Annotated in this window: 17 protein-coding genes; 6 read left to right on the top strand and 11 right to left on the bottom strand. The window is 72.7% G+C overall.

The window, feature by feature from the left end; all coding sequences use genetic code 11:
* Nucleotides 1–411: 411 nt before the first annotated feature.
* Together ACQZOG_RS04585 and ACQZOG_RS04580 are read left to right on the top strand one after the other, a co-directional pair.
* Nucleotides 412–2,445 (top strand): glycosyltransferase family 2 protein, encoded by a 2,034-nt coding sequence (locus ACQZOG_RS04585; protein ID WP_033274754.1) that lies wholly within the window; start codon nucleotides 412–414, stop codon nucleotides 2,443–2,445.
* Entirely contained in the window at nucleotides 2,442–4,382 is a 1,941-nt protein-coding gene (locus ACQZOG_RS04580; RefSeq protein WP_193467984.1) for a galactose oxidase-like domain-containing protein, read from the top strand. Before ACQZOG_RS04585 ends, ACQZOG_RS04580 begins: the two co-directional genes overlap by 4 nt.
* A 76-nt stretch (nucleotides 4,383–4,458) precedes the next feature.
* Here the strand turns inward: ACQZOG_RS04580 and ACQZOG_RS04575 are convergent, their stop codons facing one another.
* The 5 genes from ACQZOG_RS04575 to ACQZOG_RS04555 all read right to left on the bottom strand — a co-directional run bounded on the left by ACQZOG_RS04575 (nucleotide 4,459) and on the right by ACQZOG_RS04555 (nucleotide 9,658).
* Entirely contained in the window at nucleotides 4,459–5,490 is a 1,032-nt protein-coding gene (locus ACQZOG_RS04575) for a glycoside hydrolase family 6 protein (protein WP_033274756.1), read from the bottom strand.
* 419 nt (nucleotides 5,491–5,909) lie between these two features.
* Nucleotides 5,910–6,587, bottom strand: coding sequence for a class F sortase (locus ACQZOG_RS04570; RefSeq protein ID WP_058916233.1), 678 nt, complete (start codon nucleotides 6,585–6,587; stop codon nucleotides 5,910–5,912).
* Entirely contained in the window at nucleotides 6,584–7,150 is a 567-nt protein-coding gene (locus tag ACQZOG_RS04565) for a hypothetical protein (protein ID WP_354792841.1), read from the bottom strand. The genes ACQZOG_RS04570 and ACQZOG_RS04565 overlap by 4 nt, the downstream gene beginning before the upstream one ends.
* Nucleotides 7,151–7,264: 114 nt before the next feature.
* On the bottom strand, nucleotides 7,265–8,044 hold the full coding sequence (locus ACQZOG_RS04560; RefSeq protein ID WP_033274759.1) for an HAD-IIA family hydrolase: 780 nt from the start codon (nucleotides 8,042–8,044) through the stop codon (nucleotides 7,265–7,267).
* A gap of 516 nt (nucleotides 8,045–8,560) precedes the next feature.
* Nucleotides 8,561–9,658, bottom strand: a complete 1,098-nt coding sequence (locus ACQZOG_RS04555; RefSeq protein ID WP_430741864.1) for an ROK family protein — start codon at nucleotides 9,656–9,658, stop codon at nucleotides 8,561–8,563.
* Nucleotides 9,659–9,738: 80 nt separating this feature from the next.
* Here ACQZOG_RS04555 and ACQZOG_RS04550 point away from each other — a divergent pair, with 80 nt between their 5' ends.
* Both ACQZOG_RS04550 and ACQZOG_RS04545 read left to right on the top strand, forming a co-directional pair.
* Nucleotides 9,739–10,815: a Gfo/Idh/MocA family protein gene (locus ACQZOG_RS04550; protein WP_430741299.1), complete on the top strand. Its 1,077-nt coding sequence runs from the start codon at nucleotides 9,739–9,741 to the stop codon at nucleotides 10,813–10,815.
* On the top strand, nucleotides 10,812–11,297 hold the full coding sequence (locus tag ACQZOG_RS04545) for a heme-degrading domain-containing protein (protein WP_203550747.1): 486 nt from the start codon (nucleotides 10,812–10,814) through the stop codon (nucleotides 11,295–11,297). Before ACQZOG_RS04550 ends, ACQZOG_RS04545 begins: the two co-directional genes overlap by 4 nt.
* A gap of 6 nt (nucleotides 11,298–11,303) precedes the next feature.
* Here ACQZOG_RS04545 and ACQZOG_RS04540 read toward each other — a convergent pair whose 3' ends face one another.
* The 5 genes from ACQZOG_RS04540 to ACQZOG_RS04520 form a co-directional block, all read right to left on the bottom strand.
* The gene (locus ACQZOG_RS04540; RefSeq protein WP_430741298.1) at nucleotides 11,304–12,386 is read right to left on the bottom strand and encodes a hypothetical protein; all 1,083 of its coding nucleotides are present in this window, start codon (nucleotides 12,384–12,386) and stop codon (nucleotides 11,304–11,306) included.
* Nucleotides 12,387–12,552: 166 nt separating this feature from the next.
* Entirely contained in the window at nucleotides 12,553–13,410 is an 858-nt protein-coding gene (locus tag ACQZOG_RS04535) for a fumarylacetoacetate hydrolase family protein (protein ID WP_359597345.1), read from the bottom strand.
* Nucleotides 13,411–13,557: 147 nt separating this feature from the next.
* The gene (locus ACQZOG_RS04530) at nucleotides 13,558–14,292 is read right to left on the bottom strand and encodes a YidC/Oxa1 family membrane protein insertase (protein WP_033277456.1); all 735 of its coding nucleotides are present in this window, start codon (nucleotides 14,290–14,292) and stop codon (nucleotides 13,558–13,560) included.
* Between the two features lie 138 nt (nucleotides 14,293–14,430).
* Nucleotides 14,431–14,790, bottom strand: coding sequence for a DUF6412 domain-containing protein (locus tag ACQZOG_RS04525; protein ID WP_193467978.1), 360 nt, complete (start codon nucleotides 14,788–14,790; stop codon nucleotides 14,431–14,433).
* A gap of 89 nt (nucleotides 14,791–14,879) precedes the next feature.
* A complete protein-coding gene (locus tag ACQZOG_RS04520) occupies nucleotides 14,880–15,416 on the bottom strand; it encodes a winged helix-turn-helix transcriptional regulator (protein ID WP_163089178.1) in 537 nt (178 codons plus the stop codon).
* Nucleotides 15,417–15,556: 140 nt separating this feature from the next.
* Here ACQZOG_RS04520 and ACQZOG_RS04515 point away from each other — a divergent pair, with 140 nt between their 5' ends.
* Both ACQZOG_RS04515 and ACQZOG_RS04510 read left to right on the top strand, forming a co-directional pair.
* On the top strand, nucleotides 15,557–16,957 hold the full coding sequence (locus ACQZOG_RS04515; RefSeq protein WP_058916240.1) for an MFS transporter: 1,401 nt from the start codon (nucleotides 15,557–15,559) through the stop codon (nucleotides 16,955–16,957).
* 84 nt (nucleotides 16,958–17,041) lie between these two features.
* Nucleotides 17,042–18,052, top strand: coding sequence for an SEC-C domain-containing protein (locus ACQZOG_RS04510; protein WP_430741297.1), 1,011 nt, complete (start codon nucleotides 17,042–17,044; stop codon nucleotides 18,050–18,052).
* Between the two features lie 98 nt (nucleotides 18,053–18,150).
* On the opposite strand, the gene ACQZOG_RS04505 is transcribed toward ACQZOG_RS04510, so the two are convergent.
* Complete coding sequence (locus ACQZOG_RS04505; RefSeq protein WP_399607419.1) at nucleotides 18,151–18,984, bottom strand: alpha/beta fold hydrolase; 834 nt, start codon at nucleotides 18,982–18,984, stop codon at nucleotides 18,151–18,153.
* Nucleotides 18,985–19,072: the final 88 nt, after the last annotated feature.

Here is a 19,072-nt window from a genome sequence, read left to right as displayed (position 1 = left end):
TCGCCCCCGTTGAGCGCCACGCTCTCGCGCCCCGTACGGAACTGTGACATCACAGGACGCCCTCGGGCGTCACAAAGACCCCTTATGCCCGGTCTGCACCGTGTTTCGCACCTTGCGATCATGAGGAACGAACCGGGACCCTGGTCTCTTCAACGATCCGCGCCGTCGCGGTCGTTGGGGGGACCGGGGGGAGCACCGGCCGTCGGCCGGGACGGGGTGAGGGACCCCGTTCCCCCGCGCCGGCACCGAAGGGGGATCATGCAACCGGAAGGACACGAAGTCGTGTCTATAAGGTGTGCGTGACGTGGTGACCGCGGTCCGCCACTGACACGTCCGGAGGTCGAGGGGGACCGGCCCGGACGTAAGGAAGCGACGAAACACGCGCTCTTGCCGCGTGTGGGGGGATGACTCATGACGTCGACGCCGACGGGCGCCCACCGGGACGACGACCCGTCCCAGACCACCCAGCTGCGGGTGCCCGGCCATCGGAACTGGAACACGGGTACGTTCCGCCGGATCAAGAAAGCACTGCCCAGGTACGACTACGAGCACTACAGCCGCCTCGCGGGTCCCCTCACCCAGCCCGATCCGAACAGACCGTACAAGGTCCAGTACCGCTCGCTGATCTCGCAGGAGCCGCACCGCATCCGCATCGCGCTGATGCTGCTGGCGGCCCCCGTGCTGTCGCTGGTGCTGCTGGTGTGGCTGCTCCAGCCGTCGCACTGGACGGAGCGCGACCACCCGGCGTTCGAGTGGCTGCCCGCCCTCGACGTCGTGATGCTCGTGTCGATCGGTCTGATCGAGTTCTTCCGCTGCATGAACGTGGTGTCGAACGCGCACGCCACGCTGGTCGCCCGGGACCCGGTCCCGGTGGTGCCGGAGACCGGCACCCGGGTCGCCTTCCTCACCTCCTTCGTGCCCGGCAAGGAGCCGCTGGAGATGGTGACGAAGACCCTGGAGGCGGCCGTCAGGATCCGCCACCGGGGCCTGATGCACGTCTGGCTGCTCGACGAGGGCGACGACCCCGAGGTGAAGGCGGTCTGCGAGCGCCTCGGCGTGCACCACTTCTCCCGCAAGGGCGTCGCGAAGTGGAACCAGAAGAAGGGCCCGCACCGCGCCAAGACCAAGCACGGCAACTACAACGCCTGGCTGGACGCGCACGGCGACCACTACGACTTCTTCGCCTCCGTGGACACCGACCACGTGCCGCTGCCGAACTACCTGGAGCGGATGCTCGGCTTCTTCCGCGACCCGGACGTCGGCTTCGTCATCGGCCCGCAGGTCTACGGCAACTACGACAACTTCGTCACCAAGGCCGCCGAGTCCCAGCAGTTCCTCTTCCACGCGCTGATCCAGCGCGCCGGCAACCGCTACGGCTCGCCCATGTTCGTGGGCACCTCCAACGCGGTGCGCATCAAGGCCCTGAAGCAGATCGGCGGCCTGTACGACTCGATCACCGAGGACATGGCGACCGGGTTCGAGATGCACCGGGCGAAGAACCCGGAGACCGGACGCAAGTGGCGCTCGGTCTACACCCCGGACGTCCTGGCGGTCGGTGAGGGCCCCAACGCCTGGACCGACTTCTTCACCCAGCAGATGCGCTGGTCGCGCGGCACCTACGAGACGATCCTCAAGCAGTACTGGAAGGGCTGGTTCACGCTCCCGCCGAGCAAGCTCTTCAACTACACGATGATGATCATCTTCTATCCGATGTCCGCCCTGAACTGGATCCTCGCGGCGCTCAGCTGCGCGCTGTTCCTGGGTCTGGGCGCCTCGGGTGTGAACATCGACCCGGCCGTCTGGCTGATGCTCTACGGCAACGCCTCCGCGCTGCAGATCGGCCTGTACGTCTGGAACCGCCGGCACAACGTCTCCCCGCACGAGCCGGAAGGCTCCGGCGGTGTGGCCGGCATGGTGATGTCCGCGCTGTCGGCCCCGCTCTACGCCAAGGCGCTGATCGACTCGGTGCTGCGCCGCAAGAGCAAGTTCGTGGTCACCCCGAAGGGCGACTCGGCCAGCCCGGACACCTGGTTCGGCACCTTCCGTTACCACTGGTACTTCATCCTGATCTTCGGTGGCTCCATCGCCGCGGGCCTCGTCCTCGGGCACTCCCACCCGGCGATGGTCATCTGGGCCACCTTCGCCCTGCTCATCACCGCGGCGCCGATGTTCGCCTGGCGTCACGGCATGCGGCAGGACCGGAAGAAGCCCGGCGCGCACGCGGCGGGGCACGCGCGCGAGGACGCCACCCCGGCCGACGGCGTGCGGATGCCCCAGCAGCACGCACCGCACCAGCCGCAGCCCCGGCCCCACTGGGCGGGCTCCCACGGCGCACCGGGCGGATCAGGGGGCCCCGAAGGGCCGGGAGGCCCCGGGGGCGGCAACCCCGGTGACGACCAGACCATGCAGATCGCCCTTGGTGGACTTGGGGGACGTAAGGAATGACTGACCGTGCAGGCCGCCGTCGCGCCCGTCGGATCGCGATAGGCACGGCGGTGGTGCTCGCGCTGGCCGGGATGAACGGCCCGTGGCTGTACCGCTTCGGGACCGAGAAATACCACCAGTACAAGATCAATCAGCCGGAGTACAAGGCCGCGAACGGCAAGTGGGAGATCGTCGAGTTTCCCGAGGAGTACCGGCAGAACACCATCCACGCGGCGCTGCTGCGCACCGGCAAGGTGCTGCTCGTCGCGGGGTCGGGCAACAACCAGGACAACTTCGACGCGAAGAGGTACGACACCCGGATCTGGGACCCGGTCAAGAAGACCATCAAGAAGGTCCCGACGCCGAACGACCTGTTCTGCACCGGGCACACGCAGCTCGCCAACGGCAACCTGCTGATCGCGGGCGGCACCAAGCGGTACGAGAAGCTCAAGGGCGACGTGAAGAAGGCCGGCGGCCTGATGCTCGTCCAGAACGAGAACCCGGACAAGCCGATCACCCTCCCGGCGGGCACGAAGTTCACCGGCAAGGAGAACGGCAAGACCTTCGTGTCGAAGGACCCGGTGCTCGTGCCGCGCGCCGAGAAGAACTTCGACCCGGAGACGGGCGAGTTCCTCGGCAACACCCCGGGCGTGGGCCGAATCTACGTCGAGGCGCAGAAGGAAGGCGCCACGTACGAGACCGGCACGCAGGACAACTACCGGGTGCACGGGCTCACCGGCGACGACGCGCGCAACACGTACGGCATCGCCGAGAAGCTCGCCCTGGACAAGAAGGACTTCCAGGGGATCCGGGACGCCTACGAGTTCGACCCGGTCGCGGAGAAGTACATCAAGGTCGACCCGATGAAGGAGGCCCGCTGGTACCCGACGCTCACCACCCTGAGCGACGGGAAGATCCTCAGCGTCTCCGGCCTCGACGACATCGGCCAGCTCGTCCCGGGCAAGAACGAGATCTACGACCCGGAGACCAAGGAGTGGGAGTACACCGACAAGGAACGGCAGTTCCCCACCTACCCGGCACTGTTCCTGATGCAGAACGGCAAGATCTTCTACTCGGGGTCGAACGCGGGATACGGGCCGGACGACGTCGGCCGCGAGCCGGGCGTCTGGGACGTGGAGACCAACAAGTTCAAGAAGATCCCCGGCCTGAGCGACCCCGACCTGATGGAGACGTCCGGCACGGTGCTGCTGCCGCCCGCCCAGGACGAGAAGTACATGGTCATCGGCGGCGGCGGGGTGGGCGAGTCCCCGCGGTCCAGTGAGAAGACCCGGATCGTCGACCTGAAGGCCGACGACCCGAAGTTCGTGGACGGTCCGTCGCTCGACAAGGGCACCCGCTACCCGCAGGCGTCGGTCCTGCCGAACGACGAGGTGCTGATCTCCGGCGGCTCGGAGGACTACCGCGGCCGCAGCGACTCCAACATCCTCGAGGCGCGGATCTACGACACCGAGAAGAACGAGCTGCGGCGGGTCGCCGACCCGCTGGTGGGCCGCAACTACCACTCGGGCTCGATCCTGCTGCCCGACGGCCGCGTGATGTTCTTCGGCTCGGACTCGCTGTTCGCCGACAAGGCCAACACCAAGCCGGGCGAGTTCGAGCAGCGCATCGAGATCTACACCCCGCCGTACCTGTACGGCGACGAGGAGCAGCCCGACCTCGCGGGAGGGCCGAAGACCATCAAGCGCGGCGGGTCCGGGACGTTCACCTCGCAGGACGCGGCCTCGGTCAAGAAGGTCCGGCTGATCCGGCCGAGCGCCACCACCCACGTCACCGACGTGGACCAGCGCTCGATCGCCCTGGACTTCACGACCGACGGCGACCAGATCACGGTGACCGTGCCGAAGAACAAGAACCTGGTGCAGTCCGGCTGGTACATGCTGTTCGTCACCGACGGCGACGGCACGCCCAGCAAGGCCCAGTGGGTGCAGGTGCCGTAACGCGCCCGCCGGTACGAGGGAGGGGCGCCGTGCGATCCGCACGGCGCCCCTCTCGTGTCGCTCCGCTGCCCGGCCGCTACGTCGTCGACGCGCGCGCCAGCCCCAGGGCGTAGTCCTCCCACCACTCGCCGGCCTTCGGGCCGCCCTTGCACTCGCCGTCCGACTCCCCCGGGCGTTTGATCCACAGGTAGGCGTCGACGAGCGGGTCGGACGTGCGGGTCGTCGGGGTCTCGCCGAGCGCCCGGCCGGGCGGGTTGCACCAGCGCTCGTCCGGATCGCCCCCGGTGTAGGGGCCGTTGCCGTTGCGGCTGGTGTCGACGACGAAGTGCTTTCCGCCGACCTTGGCGGACAGCTCCTTGCCGTAGGCGATGGAGTCCTCGGTGGTGTAGAAGTTCGAGACGTTCACCGCGAAGCCGTCGGCCCGCTCGATCCCGGCCCGCTTCAGCGGCTCGTGGATCTCGTCCGGGTTGCCCCAGCCGGCGTTGCCCGCGTCCAGGTACACCTTGGTGTCCTTCAGGCCCTTGAGCTTGGTGACGGCTCCGTGGAGGAGGTCGTAGCGCTCCTCGTGGAACTCCTCCGGGGTGCAGCCGTCGACCAGGTGCAGCACCGCGTCCGGTTCCAGCACGACCGTCGCCGGGCGGTCCCCGATGCCCTCGGCCACCGCGTCGACGAAGTCCCGGTAGGCGTCGCCGTCCGCGGCTCCGCCCTGCGAGTACTGGCCGCAGTCGCGGTGCGGGATGTTGTAGAGGACCAGCACCGCGCGGCGTCCCGCCTTGTCGGCGCCCTCGGTGAAGTCCCGCGCCTGCTCCTCGGCGTTCTCCGGGTTGATCCACTCCGCGACGGGCTGCTCGGCGATCTTCCTGAGCTGCTGCGCCTCGGCCTTCCTGCCGTCCCCCAGCAGTTCGCCGACCTCGCGCGCCGCGGCACCGTCCGGGTTGACCCAGAAGGGGTCCGCCTCCTTCGGCTGCTGCGTGACGACGGCCGAGGCCGAGCCCTCCTTGCCGTCGTCACCCCCGGAGGAACATCCCGCGAGCAGCAGTGCCGCCCCCAGCACCGCTGCGGACGCCCGCCCCCCGGCGAACGCCCCGACCCCCCTGCTGCCGTACATCCAACCCCCCTTGGGTGCACTTGTTCCACATGTTCCGGGCCCCAATCCTGGCACACCCCGCGACCCGCCAGGACGGCCGAGTGCCGCTTGTCCACGGCCTGTTACAGCGGGCCGGGGACACCGTGGCGCCGTCGGCGCGCGATGTGGCCGGATCCACGCCCACCTGCGCCGATCACGGAATGCGACCGGTCCGGGACTTGACGTGCGCCGGCCCCTGGGCGGGGCCCGGCTTTCCCTCTAGAGTCGGGTGCGCCGGCCGGCCGACCGCCGGGCCGGTGCTCCCGCGTGCCTTCCGCACACCTCCCGCGCGTCCCGCCGGGTCACCTCCCGCGGCCCGTGCTCAGCGCGGTCGAGGACCGGCCCGGCCGACGGCCTCCGGGGAGCAGGCCGCCGGCCGGGCCGGAGGGCTCCCGCCCCGCTCACGCGTCGGTGCGGGGCGCCGAGGCGTCGGTGAGGTACGCGGAGACGACGACGTTCGCCTCGTAGGCGCCGGCCGCGGTGTCGAAGGCGCCCCCGCAGGTGATCAGGCGGAGTTCGGCGCGCCCGTCGTGGCGCGGGCCGTACGCCTCCCGCGCGTCGAAGCCGTCCCGGTCGAGCACGCGGACGTCCTCGACGGTGAACTCGGCGACGGTGCCGTCGCTGCGGGCCACCCGGATCTCCTGGCCGGGCTCCAGCGTGTCGAGCCGGTGGAAGACGGCGGGCCGCGTCTCGGTGTCGACGTGCCCCACGATCAGCGCGGCGCCCTCCGCGCCGGGGGCTGCGCCGGCCGCGTACCAGCCGACCTCGCCCGCGCGGTCGAGCGGCGGTGGTTCGGGGGCGCCGCGCTCGTCCAGGCCGCGGGCGACGACCGGGGCGCGCAGCTCCAGGCCGGGGATGTCGAGGGTGAGCGGGTCCGCGGACTTCAGCGGCCGGTGCACGGTGGGCAGGTCGGTCAGGGGCGGGCGTCCGGCCGCCGCCATGTCGCCGGTGGCGGGCCCGGCCGTCCCCGCGGGCACCTCGGTGAGGCCCTGCCCCCACAGCCACAGTCCGAGCAGCAGCGCCACCCAGACCGCGCCGGCGGGCAGCCGTTTCGTCAGGTCACGCACGATGCCGGTCACCCCGTCCTCCGGCCGCGCCGCGCCTGACGGCGGGCCGCCCGGTGCACGGTGAGGGCGGCGGTCCCGGCCAGGGCGAGGGCGACCACCGTCTGCGCGGTGCCGGGTCCCTGCTGCTCAGGACGGCCGGCCAGGTCACGTGCCGCGCCGCCTGCTCCGGCGTTCACGGGGGCCACGGGCGAGGGCCGCGCGGCGGGCTCGGCGCCCGCGGCGGGCGTCTGCTTCCGGACGACCTGGACCGTGCCCCTGTGCTCCGTGCCGTCGCAGGTGACGGTCACCGTGTACGTCCCGGCGGTGGCCGTGGACCGCACCCGCCCGTCGCCCGCGAGGCCGTCGCCGTCGTCGTCGGGGGTGAGGCGGGCGTCGGACACCAGCGCCGTGGACCGCGCGACCGCCTCGCGCGCGTCGCACCCGGTCACCCTGAGGGCGATGTCGCCGCCGGGCGCGGGAGCCGCGGGGACCACCGAGACGTCCCCTCCGTCCGCCGCGTACGCCGCGCAGGCCGCCGGACCGAACGCGGTGACGGCCAGGACACCCGCGCAGAGTGCGAGTCGCCGCTTACCCATCGTGAACCTCCAGACACTCCGGAGGTTCCCCCGCCCGGTCCGGCCCCGCACCCTCTCACGCGCGGCACTGGACCGGTCGGGTGAACGAGATACGGCGAAACGGCCGTACGACGATCAGACGAGGTCGACGATGTCGGCGATGGAGTCGACGACCTTGCTCGGCCGGTACGGGAAGTTCTCCACCTGCTCCGGCCGGGTCAGCCCGGTCAGCACCAGGTACGTCTTCATGCCGGCCTCGATGCCCGCCAGCACGTCGGTGTCCATCCGGTCGCCGATCATCGCGCTGCTCTCGGAGTGCGCCCCGATGGTGTTCAGCCCGGTGCGCATCATCAGCGGGTTCGGCTTGCCCGCGAAGTAGGGCTGCCGGCCGGTCGCCTTGGTGATGAGCGCGGCCACCGCGCCGGTCGCCGGGAGCGGGCCCTCGGTGGAGGGGCCCGTCTCGTCGGGGTTGGTGCAGATGAAGCGGGCGCCGTTGTTGATCAGCCGCACGGCCTTGGTCATCGCCTCGAACGAGTACGTGCGGGTCTCGCCGAGGACCACGTAGTCGGGGTCGTGGTCGGTGAGGATGTAGCCGATGTCGTGCAGCGCGGTGGTCAGACCGGCCTCGCCGATGACGTACGCGGAGCCGCCGGGCCGCTGGTCGTCGAGGAACTTGGCGGTGGCCAGGGCGGACGTCCAGATGTTCTCGATCGGCACCTCGAGCCCCAGCCGGCGCAGCCGGGCGTGCAGGTCGCGCGGGGTGTAGATCGAGTTGTTGGTCAGCACGAGGAAGGGGCGGCCGGAGTCCTTCAGCTTCTTGATGAAGGCGTCCGCGCCGGGAATCGGCACGCCTTCGTGGATGAGCACCCCGTCCATGTCGGTGAGCCAGGACTCGATGGGCTTGCGGTCTGCCATGTGCACGCTCTCCTGCCGTCGTCGGGCCCTGCGGGGCCCAGCCTAAATCTTTCCCGGCGCGGGTCGTCCGTGGCCGATCGCGCAGTTCCCCGCGCCCCTGAGGTGTGCTGCAACCCCGGCCGCTGGCGGCGCACCCCCGCCGACCGCGGGCCGTGGTGCCGCCGCATCGCCGGGTGCGGGTCGTTCGTGGCCAGTCGCGCAGTTCCCCGCGCCCCTGAGGGTGCTGCAGCCCCCGCCGCTGGCGGCGCGCCCTCGGCGGCCCGTGGGTCGTGGTGCCGCCGCATCGCCGGGTGCGGGTCGCCCGTGGCCGATCGCGCAGTTCCCCGCGCCCCTGAGGTGTGCTGCAGCCCCGGCCGCTGACAGCGCGCCCTCGGCGGCCGCGGGCAGTCGTGCCGCTGGGGCGATGGGGGTCCCCCCGCTCGAGCGAAGCCGAGAGTGGGGGAGGGTGGGCGCGGCGGCACCCCGTCGGCGCCGGGTTGCGCAGCACCCCCGCCCACCCCCCACACCGTGCACTGTTCACCCGTCCTGCCCGAACACCGGCGCCAGCACCAACTGCGCCGCCCCCTCCGCAACCCGCGACTCCCCGGACACCAAGCCCACTCCCACACACTCCTCCCCCGTCCGCCGCGCCCGCGCCTCAAGTACCCCCCGTACACCGCCCAGGAACACCCTCGGCGCCCCCTCCACCGTCCGCCCGCCCACCAGCACCCGGTCGATGTCCAGCAACCCCACCAGATTCGCCGCCCCGGTCCCCAGCACCCGAGCCGCCTCCCCCATCTCCCCCCCAGCCACCGCCGCCAGGCACAGCGCCTCCACGCACCCCCGGTCCCCGCACCCGCACCGCGGCCCGTCGAGCTGCACCACCTGGTGCCCGAACTCCCCCGCCCCGGTCCGCGGCCCCCGGTGCACACTCCCCCCGACGACCAACCCCGCCCCCAGCCCCGTACCGAGGTGCAGATAGGCGAAGGACCCGCCCTCACCCCCGACGGCCAGCCCGAGCGCCACGGCGTTGGTGTCCTTGTCCACCACCACCGGCACACCCCCCAACCGCTCGGCCAGCGCGTCCCGCAACGGGAATCCGTCCCACTCGGGAAACCCCGTCACCCGGTGCAGCACCCCCCGCCGATGGTCGAGCGGCCCGGGCAGCGCGACGCCCACCCCCAGCAGCGACCGCCCCCCGGCGGCCCCCGCGACCTCCGCCCCCAACTCCCCCACCACGGCGGCGACCCGCCCCAGCACAGCCTCCGCGCCCGCCCCCAGATCCAGCGCCGCGTGCCGCCGCGCCACCACCGTGCCGTCGAGATCCGCCAGCACCGCCCGCAGCTCGTCGCGGTCGAGATGCACGCCCACCGCGTGCCCCGCCTCCGGCACCAGCCGCAGCACCGTGCGCGGCTTGCCGCCCGTCGACGCCCGCCGTCCGGCCTCCGCCGCGAGGCCCTCCTCGCGCAGCCGGGCGGTTATCTTGCTGACCGCCTGCGGGGTGAGCCCGGTGCGGTCGGCCAGCTCCAGCCGGCTGATGCCCTCCGTCCCGGCCGTGCGCAGCAGGTCCAGCACCAGCGCGGTGTTGTGGCTGCGCAGGGCGAGCAGGTTGGCGCCGCCGCCCGCGCCTCGCATGCCACCGCCGTACGTCCTGTTCACCCGCCCATTGTGTCCCGCTCTTGCACTTTGGCAACAGCGTTGCGAAAGTAGGACGCATGACTGGCACTCCCCTTCGCGTCGGCCTCGTGGGCTACGGCCTCGCGGGTTCCGTGTTCCACGCCCCGCTGATCGCCGCGACCCCGGGCCTCGCGCTCGACACGGTCGTCACCTCGAACCCCGAGCGGCAGGCGCAGGCCCGCGCCGAGCACCCGGACGTACGGGTGGCCGCCTCGGCGGACGAGCTGTGGGCGCGCGCGGACGAACTGGACCTGATCGTCGTCGCGTCGCCGAACAAGACGCACGTCCCGCTCGCCACCGCCGCGCTGGAGGCCGGTCTGCCGGTCGTCGTGGACAAGCCCGTCGCGGGCACGGCGGCTCAGGCCCGCACGCTGGCCGAGCTGGCCGAGAAGCGCGGCCTGCTGCTGTCCGTCTTCCAGAACCGCCGCTGGGACAACGACTTCCTCACCCTGCGCCGGCTGATCGCCGACGGCGAGCTGGGCGAGGTGTACCGGTTCGAGTCGCGCTTCGAGCGCTGGCGCCCGCAGCTCAAGGGCGGCTGGCGGGAGTCGGGCGACCCGGCGGAGATCGGCGGCCTGCTGTACGACCTCGGCAGCCATGTCGTCGACCAGGCGCTGGTCCTGTTCGGCCCGGTGACGTCGGTGTACGCGGAGGCGGACGTCCGCCGCGAGGGCGCGCAGGCCGACGACGACACGTTCCTCGCGCTCACCCACGAGAGCGGTGTCCGCTCCCACCTGTACGTCTCCGCGACCACCGCCCAGCTCGGGCCGCGCTTCCGCGTCCTCGGCTCGAAGGCCGGTTACGTCAAGCACGGCCTGGACCCGCAGGAGGCCGCCCTGCGCGACGGCTCCCGTCCGGGCGCGTCCGGCACCGAGTGGGGCGCCGAGCCCGAGGAGTTGTGGGGCCGTCTCGGCGCCGGGGAGTCCCCGGTGACCGGCGGTGGCGCCCCCGTCCCCACCCTGCCGGGTGACTACCCCGCCTACTACGCGGCCGTGGCGCGGGCGCTGCACGCCGACGGCCCCAACCCGGTGACCGCGCTGGAGGCCGCCGCGGCCCTGGACGTCCTGGAAGCGGCGCGCCGTTCGGCCGCCGAGAAGGTGACGGTGACGCTGTGACCACCCAGAAGCCGGAGCTCACCCCGACCGTGGAGGACCTGGAGGCGCAGGAACGCCGGCTTGTCTTCCGGCAGTTCACGCACGACGACGCGTGGGCGCTGGGCTCCCTGCTGGTGGAGCTGGCGCGTGAGCGGCAGGCGCCGGTCGCGATCGACATCCACCGCGCGGGCCAGCAGCTTTTCCACGCGGCGCTGCCGGGCTCCACGCCCGACAACGACGCGTGGATCGCCCGCAAGCGCCGCGTGGTGGAGCGGTACGGCTCCGCGTCCTACCTGGTGGGCGCGCGGTTCCGGGCGAAAAACACGACGTTCGAGGAGTCGTCCCGCCTCGACCCGGACACGTACGCGGCGCACGGCGGCTCGTTCCCGATCACGGTCGAGGGCGTGGGCGTCATCGGCGCGGTGACGGTCTCGGGCCTGCCCCAACTCCAGGACCACCGGCTGGTGGTGGAGGCACTGGAACACTTCTTGTCACGGGCCTAGCCCGGGTCACTTGACGAGGAGGAGGACGACGACGAGCAGGACGACGGCCGCCAGCACCGCCGCCACGGCCTTCCTCCTGCCCTCGTCCGAGATCCGCGCCTGCACCTCCAGGTTTCCGGAGAAGCCGCGGTAGAGGTAGTACTCCCGGTCGCCGCTGCCCCGCGGCGTCGCCCGGACGACGGTGATCCGCTCGATGACGACCGTGCGGTCCTGCTCCCCCTCGTGCTGCCGCAGGTGTGGTGCGAGGACCGAGCGGTGGTCGGCGGAGAGGTCGTCGGGGAGCGGGTCTCCGGCGCCGAGCCGGTCCTTGCGCCAGCCGGCCGACCTCAGTTCGGCCGTCACGCGCCGGGGCCACGTGTCGGGGTGGGACACCGCCTCGGTCTCCGAGACCCAGGCGATCCGCCCGGCCGTCCAGGACGTCGTCCGCCCCTGGCCGCGGCACGTCCCGCAGGTGACGGTCCCGGTCGCCTTGCAAGGCCCGCAGGGGATGCGCCCGCGTGCCTGGCACTTCTCGCACCTGACTCTCCCCCAGCCCTGGCATCCGGGGCACGCGCTGTCGGGGGTGTGGCAGGCCGCGCAGGTCACCCGCTCCTCGGGGTGCGCCGCCCTGCGCGCCTTGGGCGGCCGGGGCGGGCTGCTGGGGATACCGCCGTGCTTGAGGTACTGGCTGCACGGGGAGACCCCCGCGCACACGGGACACGGCTGGGACGGCTCACAGGTGCGGTACGTCATGCCCTTGCAGTCGGCGCACTGCTGCCGGCCGTTCGCGCAGCCGCAGGACCGCACGTTCACCGTGCCGCGGCGGACCAGCTCCACCGGCTTGTCCAAGGGCTTGTCGCGCGGGCCGAGTTCGTAGTCCCGCAGCACGTCGTAGACGGGGCGGCCGGCGAGGTCGACGGAGCCGGGTTCGTGCCGTGTCGCCTCGGTACGCCGTTCGATGTGACGGGTGACCGAAGCGCGGAGCAGGGGCAGCCGGGCGAGGGTGAAGTCCGCCGCGGTGCGACCGCTTCCTTTCCCTTTGCCGCGAGCCAGATACGCGTCCAACTTTGCCCACACCTCGTCCTCGGACGGGTCCTCACCCACCGTCACACCCCTAACTCCCCCCGGGTCCGCCCCCCACCCCCTCGCCCCGCCCAGGAAGCGGGCGTGACCGGCGTCGGGCGGACCCAGTGTGGCGGGGCGGGGCCCGCCGGGGAAGGGCGCGTACGACGGCCGGGCGGGGAGCGCGGGGACACCCGCGCTCCCGCGCCGTGCCCTACGCCTGCGCCAGCACCTGCCGTTGCCGGCCCAGCCCCGTGACCTCCAGCTCGACCACGTCCCCGGCCCTCAGGTACGGCTTCGGCTCGGGGTGGCCCATCGCCACGCCCGCCGGGGTGCCGGTGTTGACGACGTCGCCCGGGTACAGGGTTATGAAGCGGCTGACGTAGCGCACGACCTCGCCGACGGGGAAGATCTGCTCGGCCGTCGTGCCGTCCTGCTTCAGCTCGCCGTTGACCCACAGCCGCAGGGACAGGTCCTGCGGGTCGGGCACCTCGTCGGCGGTGACCAGCCAGGGGCCGAGCGGGTTGAACGTCTCACAGTTCTTGCCCTTGTCCCAGGTGCCGCCGCGTTCGATCTGGAACTCCCGCTCGGAGACGTCGTGGGCGACGGCGTACCCGGCGACGTGCGCGAGTCCTTCCTCCGCCGACTCCAGGTACCGCGCGGTCCGGCCGATCACGACGGCGAGTTCGACCTCCCAGTCGGTCTTCACCGACCCGCGCGGGATCAGCACCGTGTCGTCGGGGCCGACGACGGTGTCCGGGGCCTTGAGGAAGACCACCGGCTCGGCGGGCGGCTCGGCGCCGGTCTCGCGGGCGTGGTCGTGGTAGTTCAGCCCGATGCACACGATCTTGCCGATCCGCGCGAGCGGCGGCCCGGTGCGCAGTCCCGTCGCGTCCAGCGCGGGCAGGTCGCCGGCGGCGGCCGCGTTCCTGATCCGGCCGAGGGCGTCCTCGTCGGCGAGGAGCGTCCCGTCGATGTCCGCGACGAGTCCGGACAGGTCCCGCAGGGTCCCGTCGGGGTCGAGCAGCGCGGGCCGTTCCCGTCCCGCCGTACCGACGCGCAGCAGCTTCATGGTGGTGTCTCCCTCGCTCGCGGGCGCCCGCCCGACGGGGACGACCGGTGCGGCGGGCGCGGCCGTCGGAGGACCGGCCGATCCTCCAGGCCGGGCCCTCCACTCCGCAAGACCCGGTTCACGTACTGGACCGCGCCCCGCCCCGGCTCACCGGTACAGCACGGACCGCTCGATCACGCTCCACGTCGTGGAGGTGACCACGTAGAGCGCGGCGGCCAGGGGCACGACGGCCACCGTGACCAGGGTGAAGAAGGACATGAACGGCATCACCTTCATGACCCCGCCCATGGCCGCGGCACCCGGCACCTGCGGGCCCGCGCCCGTGCCCGCCGTGCCCGCCATCGCCGCCGACGCCGCGGTCATCCGGCGGGAGAGCCGGTAGCTGAAGTACGCGACGACCGCGACGACCGCGAAGAGGCCGAGGTACACCAGGCCGGCCCCGCCGAACGCGCCGCCGTGGTCGAGGGCGTCCGCCCACCGGCCGCCGAGGGGCGCGTCGAGCAGCTGGTGGGTGAGCAGCGCGTTGGGTTCGCCGCCGATCGAGCCGCTGGAGAAGAGGTGGTAGAGCAGGAAGAACGCGGGGAGCTGGAGCAGGCTGGGCAGGCAGCCGGACAGTGGGGACACCTTCTCCTCGGCGTGCAGTTCCATCACGGCCTTCTGGAGCTTCTCCGGGTTCTTGCCGTGCTTGCGGCGCAGTTCGGCGATGCGCGGCTGGAGCGCGGTCCGCGCCTTCTGCCCGCGCGCGGCGGCCCGGGAGAGCGGGTGGACGAGCAGGCGTACGAGGGCGGTGAACGCGATGATCGCGGCGGCCGCGGCGGACAGGCCGAACAGGGGGCGGAGCAGGTCGGCGAGCTGCTCGACCAGGGTGGCGAAGACAGACAAGGGTGAGCCCTCCGGGGGTCTCGTCGTGCCGGGGGTCCCGGCGCGGCGGACGGCCGGACGGGACGGGGATGGTGGGCATGACGACCCGCGCGCGGGGCGTGCGGAGGGAACGTGGGAAGAACGTCCTGCGGAGGTGCCCTACGCGGCGGTCGCCGGGAGGGCGTGACCGGGCGCTCGGGGGCGGGTGCGCCCCTTGGCGTCGGGATCCCGCTGAGGGAGGAAGGCCGTACGCCGGTCGCGGTCGCGCAGGGCCGTGCGGACCCGGGTGGGCGGCACGGCGGGCGCGCTGCGGGCGGCGATGACGGCGCAGGTGGTGAGGGCGGCTCCGGCCGCCGCGGTCGCGGCGAGCGTGACGTGGACCAGGGAGAGGCCGCCGTCGGGGGCCGGGGTCAGCAGCAGGGCGATCTGGAGCAGCGGGAAGAGCAGGGCGAGGAGGGTGCGCGCGGAGCGTGTGTCCGGCCGTCCGGCGGGCGTGTGCCGCGTGGTGACCCCTGACATGGGCCGTGTCCCCCCTCTCTCCGTCTCGCGGTGCGTCGCGTGCACCGCATTGTGCCAGGTCCCTCTGTCAGCTCGGCGTGAGCCGCCCGTCAGGCGGGGTCGACCTCCACGGGCTGCAGCAGCCGCTTCGGCTTGAGCAGGGCCCGGCTGACCGGGTCGGCCGGGTCCCGGCTGAGGTCCGGTCCCGGCACCACTTCGACGTCCGGGACGGCCACCACGGTTCCGCAGGCGGGGCATTCGCCGTACGGGCCGAGCTCGGTGCCGCAGGCGGCGTGCCGGAAGATACGCAGCCGGCGCCCGGTGAGGTGCTCGCGGCCCCACAGTCCGAGGGCGCGGAGGGTGGGCCACAGGGCGGTGCCGCGGTCGGTGAGGACGTACTCGTCGCGGGGCGGGGACTCCTGGTAGCGGCGCTTCTCCAGGATGCCCTGGGCGGTGAGCGTCTGGAGGCGGGAGGCGAGGACCGCGCGCGGGATGCCGAGGTGGACGAGGAAGTCGTTGTAGCGGCGCACGCCGTAGAAGGCGTCGCGGATGACGAGCAGCGTCCACCGTTCGCCGATGACCTCCAGGGCGCTCGCGATGGAGCACTCCTGCGTCCCGTAGTCCTTGCCCAGTGCCATGCCGTCCACTGTAACCACTTTCCGCCTGTTGGTTCAATCATCGAACTGACTGGTGCTACCGTGGTCGGGTTCAGGTAGGTTCAATGAACGAACCTACCATTTCATCTCTCACCCGCCCCCTCCCCGACCCCGCAGAGGACCCCGACGACATGACCGCCACCCCCGCCACCGCCGCACAGGCGCAGGCCGCCACCGCGCGGGCCGCCGGCCCCGAGTCACCTCCGCGCCCCGGCGCCACCCTGGCCCTGACCAGCGCCGCCACGGCTGTGGCGCTGATGACGTACACCGCCCCGATCGTCACGCTGCCCGCGACCGCGGCCGCCCTGCACACCCCGCTGTCCGCGCAGGCGTGGCTGCTCAACGGCACCCCGCTCGGGCTCGCCGCGCTGCTCCTGGTGGCCGGCAGCCTCGCCGACGACTACGGGCGCCGCCGGATCTTCGTCTGGGGCACGCTGGCGCTCGGCGTCACCACGGCGCTCGGCGCCCTCGCCACCGGCACCTGGCTGTTCACCCTGGCCCGGATCGCGCAGGGCGCGGCCAGCGCGGCCCTGCTGGCCAGCAGTCTCGGCCTGATCGTGCACGCCTTCCCGACGGCCGCCGGACGGCTGCGGGCGACGGGCGTGTGGGGCGCGTTCGTCACCGGGGGCATCGCGGTGGGCCCGCTGCTCGCCGCCGGGATACCCAACTGGCGCGCGGTCTACGGCGTCCTCGGCGCCGCCGCCGTGGTGATCGCCCTCCTGGGCACCAGGACGCTCACCGAGTCGCGGTCCGCCCGCGGCGGCCGGCCCGACTTCGCGGGGGCCGCGACGTTCGGACTCGCGCTCGTCTCACTGGTGGCGGCCCTGACGCTGGGCCGGGACGGCTGGCTGCGGGCGCCGGTGTGGCTACTGCTGGGCGCGGCCGTCGTCCTCCTCGCCGGGTTCGCGCTGGTGGAGCGCCGCACGGCGGCCCCGATGATCGACCTGTCCCTGCTCCGCCACCGCGGTTTCCTCGCCTCGTCCGTGGGCGGCCTGTTCACGGGACTGTCGGTGATCGGCCTGTTCAGCTTCTTGCCGGCGGTGCTCCAGCGGGTGCTGGGGATGTCCGCGATGGACACGGCCCTGCTGACGCTGCTGTGGGCGGGCCTCGCCTTCGTCGTCGCGCTCCAGGCCCGCCGCCTGGCCGGCCGCGTCCCGACCCGCGTCCAGCTGGCCGTCGCGTTCGCCCTGCACGCGGTCGGCGTGATCACCATGCTGGGTGCGCTGGACGCGGGCTCCACGGCGCGGTTCGTCCCCGGCATGCTGATCGCCGGGGTCGGCAGCGGCCTGCTCAACGCGGCGCTGCCGCTGCTCGCGGTGGAGTCGGTGCCGGCCGCGCGGGCCGCGATGGGCTCCGGCGCGCAGCAGACCCTGCGGTACATCGGCTCGTGCGCCGGCGTCTCCCTCACCATCGCCGTGGCGACGTCGTCGAGCGGCGGCCCGGCCCGCGGCACGGACATCGCGATGGTGGTGTCCGCGGTGCTGGCGCTGGTCGCGGCGGTGGCGGTGCTGGCGCTGCGGGAACGGTCGTAGGACCGGGGCGAGCCGGCCGTGGACCGGCGCCCGAGGGCCCTGGGGCCCTCACTTCTGTCACCTGTCGGCAGTACGGTGTCCCCCATGCGCCCCGACACGCCTGCCGAAAACGTCGACCACATCAACGAGGCCGCCCGTCTGGAGCGGACCGCCGACCGCTACCCCGAGGATGCCGAGGCCCTGCTGCTGCGGGCCGCCGCGCACCGGGAGCTGGCCGGTGACCGCCCGGCCGCGACGGCGCTCTACGACCGCCTGCTGACCTCGGGCGCGGACCTGGACAACCCGTACCTGGTCCGCGCCCTGAAGGCCTCCAACCTGTGGGAGTACGGCCACGAGGCGGAGGCCCGCGCGATCATCGACGGCATCCGCACGGCGTCCCCGCGCGACCCCGCCCCCTGGGTGATCGTCGCGGAGGCGCTGGAGGCGCACGACGAGCTGGAGCAGGCGCACGAGACGTTCACCGAGGCGGTGCGCCTGCTGCTGACGGGCGTGGGCGAGCCTCCGCGCGCCACGTACCCGCTGCTCCTCGGCCGCCACCGGGTGCGCAGGATGCTGGGCGCGGCGCACGACGAGTGGGACGCGCTCGCCGACTCCGTGCACCGGCACCCCATCGGCCTGGACGAGCTGCACGACCCGAAGCGCGTGTGGTCGCTCGGCTCGGAGAACCCGGAGGAGCTGGAGGCGGAGATCCTGCGGCTGCGCGCGGAGCTGGGCGCGTACCGGGAGGCGCTGTCCCGCCCGTTCCCGGTGGCGGTGCTGCACTGGCCGGCCGGCGAGCTGGCGGAGCTGACGGACGCGTACCCGGACCTCGCGGAGGAGTACCCGTCCCACGAGGCGCACCTGGCGACGATAGAGGGAGCCCTGCGCGAACTGGCCGCCTCGGGCACGCCGAACCTGGGCATCGTGCGGGGCACGGTCCCGTCGTACGAGGCGTTCGCCGCGTCGGAGCTGACGCCCCCGTCCGACGCCTCACTCCTTCCCCAGTACGCGACGACGCTGGCGGCGCGGGGGCGTGCGGTGGCGTGGCCGCCGGAGCGGTCGGAGGGGTGCTGGTGCGGGTCGGGTCAGGTGTACGGGGAGTGCCACGGGGTGTAGGCGTCTTCTTGGCGCTTTCGCGCTGACGCGCGTGCGGGGGTGCGCCCGGTCACCGGTTCGTCCGGCGGCCGGGCGCACTGCTTGTGGGTGGGGTCGGCTCACTTGGCCAGGAAGGCGAGGAGGGCGTCGTTGACCTCCTGGGCGTGGGTCCACAGCAGGCCGTGCGGGGCGTCCTCGACGACGACGTACTCGGCCTGGGGCAGGGCCTGGTGGAAGGGCTCGCCGGTGGCCTCGATGGGGAGGATCCGGTCGGCGGTGCCGTGCAGGATCAGCGCCGGGACGTCGATCTTCGCCAGGTCGGCGCGGAAGTCGGTGGTCCAGGTGGCGACGGCGGCGATGGAGGCGTAGGGGGAGGAACCGGCGGCCACGTTCCAGCTGTTGCGCAGGGCCTCTTCGCTGATGCGGGTGCCGAGGTTCTCGTCCAGGTTGTAGAAGTCCTGGTAGAACGCGGTGAAGTAGGCGTACCGGTCCTCGGTGACGGCCTTCTCGATGCCCTCGAAGACGGAGCCGTCGACGCCCGTGGGGTTGTCGTCCGTCTTGAGCAGGTACGGCTCGAGCGAGGCGAGGAAGGCGGCCTTCGCGACGCGCTCCGACCCGTACGTCCCGAGGTAGCGGCCGACCTCACCGGTGCCCATGGAGAACCCGACGAGGACCGCGTCGCGCAGGTCCAGGGTCTCCATGACGGTGTTCAGGTCGGCGGCGAAGGTGTCGTAGTCGTAGCCGGTGGTCGGCTGACCGGACTGTCCGAACCCGCGCCGGTCGTAGGTGATGACCCGGTAGCCGGCGGCGAGCAGGGCGGCGGTCTGCTTCTCCCAGGAGTGACCGTCGAGCGGGTACCCGTGGATCAGCACGACGGGCTGCCCGGTGCCGTGGTCCTCGTAGTACAGCTCGATGTCGGTGCTGTTCTCCTGGCCGACGGTGATGAACGGCATGGGGTGTGCCCCTCTCTGAGGTCGTGTTGTGCGCTGAGCACTGGTGAAGAAGATAGCGCGCCATTTAGTTGTGCACAACTAGATTGCG

Origin of the sequence: Streptomyces sp. P13-3-3, from assembly GCF_050571355.1 — a bacterium.
Taxonomy (GTDB): domain Bacteria; phylum Actinomycetota; class Actinomycetes; order Streptomycetales; family Streptomycetaceae; genus Streptomyces; species Streptomyces althioticus.
The sequence above is the reverse complement of the archived record's forward strand: the minus strand, read 5'-3'. Positions and strand labels throughout refer to the sequence as shown.

Coding starts and splice junctions, on each gene's coding strand:
- ACQZOG_RS04550 (WP_430741299.1), top strand. CDS start 9,739: ATGACTGGCACTCCCCTTCGCGTCGGCCTCGTGGGCTACGGCCTCGCG.
- ACQZOG_RS04580 (WP_193467984.1), top strand. CDS start 2,442: ATGACTGACCGTGCAGGCCGCCGTCGCGCCCGTCGGATCGCGATAGGC.
- ACQZOG_RS04535 (WP_359597345.1), bottom strand. CDS start 13,410: ATGAAGCTGCTGCGCGTCGGTACGGCGGGACGGGAACGGCCCGCGCTG.
- ACQZOG_RS04525 (WP_193467978.1), bottom strand. CDS start 14,790: ATGTCAGGGGTCACCACGCGGCACACGCCCGCCGGACGGCCGGACACA.
- ACQZOG_RS04585 (WP_033274754.1), top strand. CDS start 412: ATGACGTCGACGCCGACGGGCGCCCACCGGGACGACGACCCGTCCCAG.
- ACQZOG_RS04565 (WP_354792841.1), bottom strand. CDS start 7,150: ATGGGTAAGCGGCGACTCGCACTCTGCGCGGGTGTCCTGGCCGTCACC.
- ACQZOG_RS04505 (WP_399607419.1), bottom strand. CDS start 18,984: ATGCCGTTCATCACCGTCGGCCAGGAGAACAGCACCGACATCGAGCTG.
- ACQZOG_RS04575 (WP_033274756.1), bottom strand. CDS start 5,490: ATGTACGGCAGCAGGGGGGTCGGGGCGTTCGCCGGGGGGCGGGCGTCC.
- ACQZOG_RS04515 (WP_058916240.1), top strand. CDS start 15,557: ATGACCGCCACCCCCGCCACCGCCGCACAGGCGCAGGCCGCCACCGCG.
- ACQZOG_RS04555 (WP_430741864.1), bottom strand. CDS start 9,658: ATGCGAGGCGCGGGCGGCGGCGCCAACCTGCTCGCCCTGCGCAGCCAC.
- ACQZOG_RS04560 (WP_033274759.1), bottom strand. CDS start 8,044: ATGGCAGACCGCAAGCCCATCGAGTCCTGGCTCACCGACATGGACGGG.
- ACQZOG_RS04510 (WP_430741297.1), top strand. CDS start 17,042: ATGCGCCCCGACACGCCTGCCGAAAACGTCGACCACATCAACGAGGCC.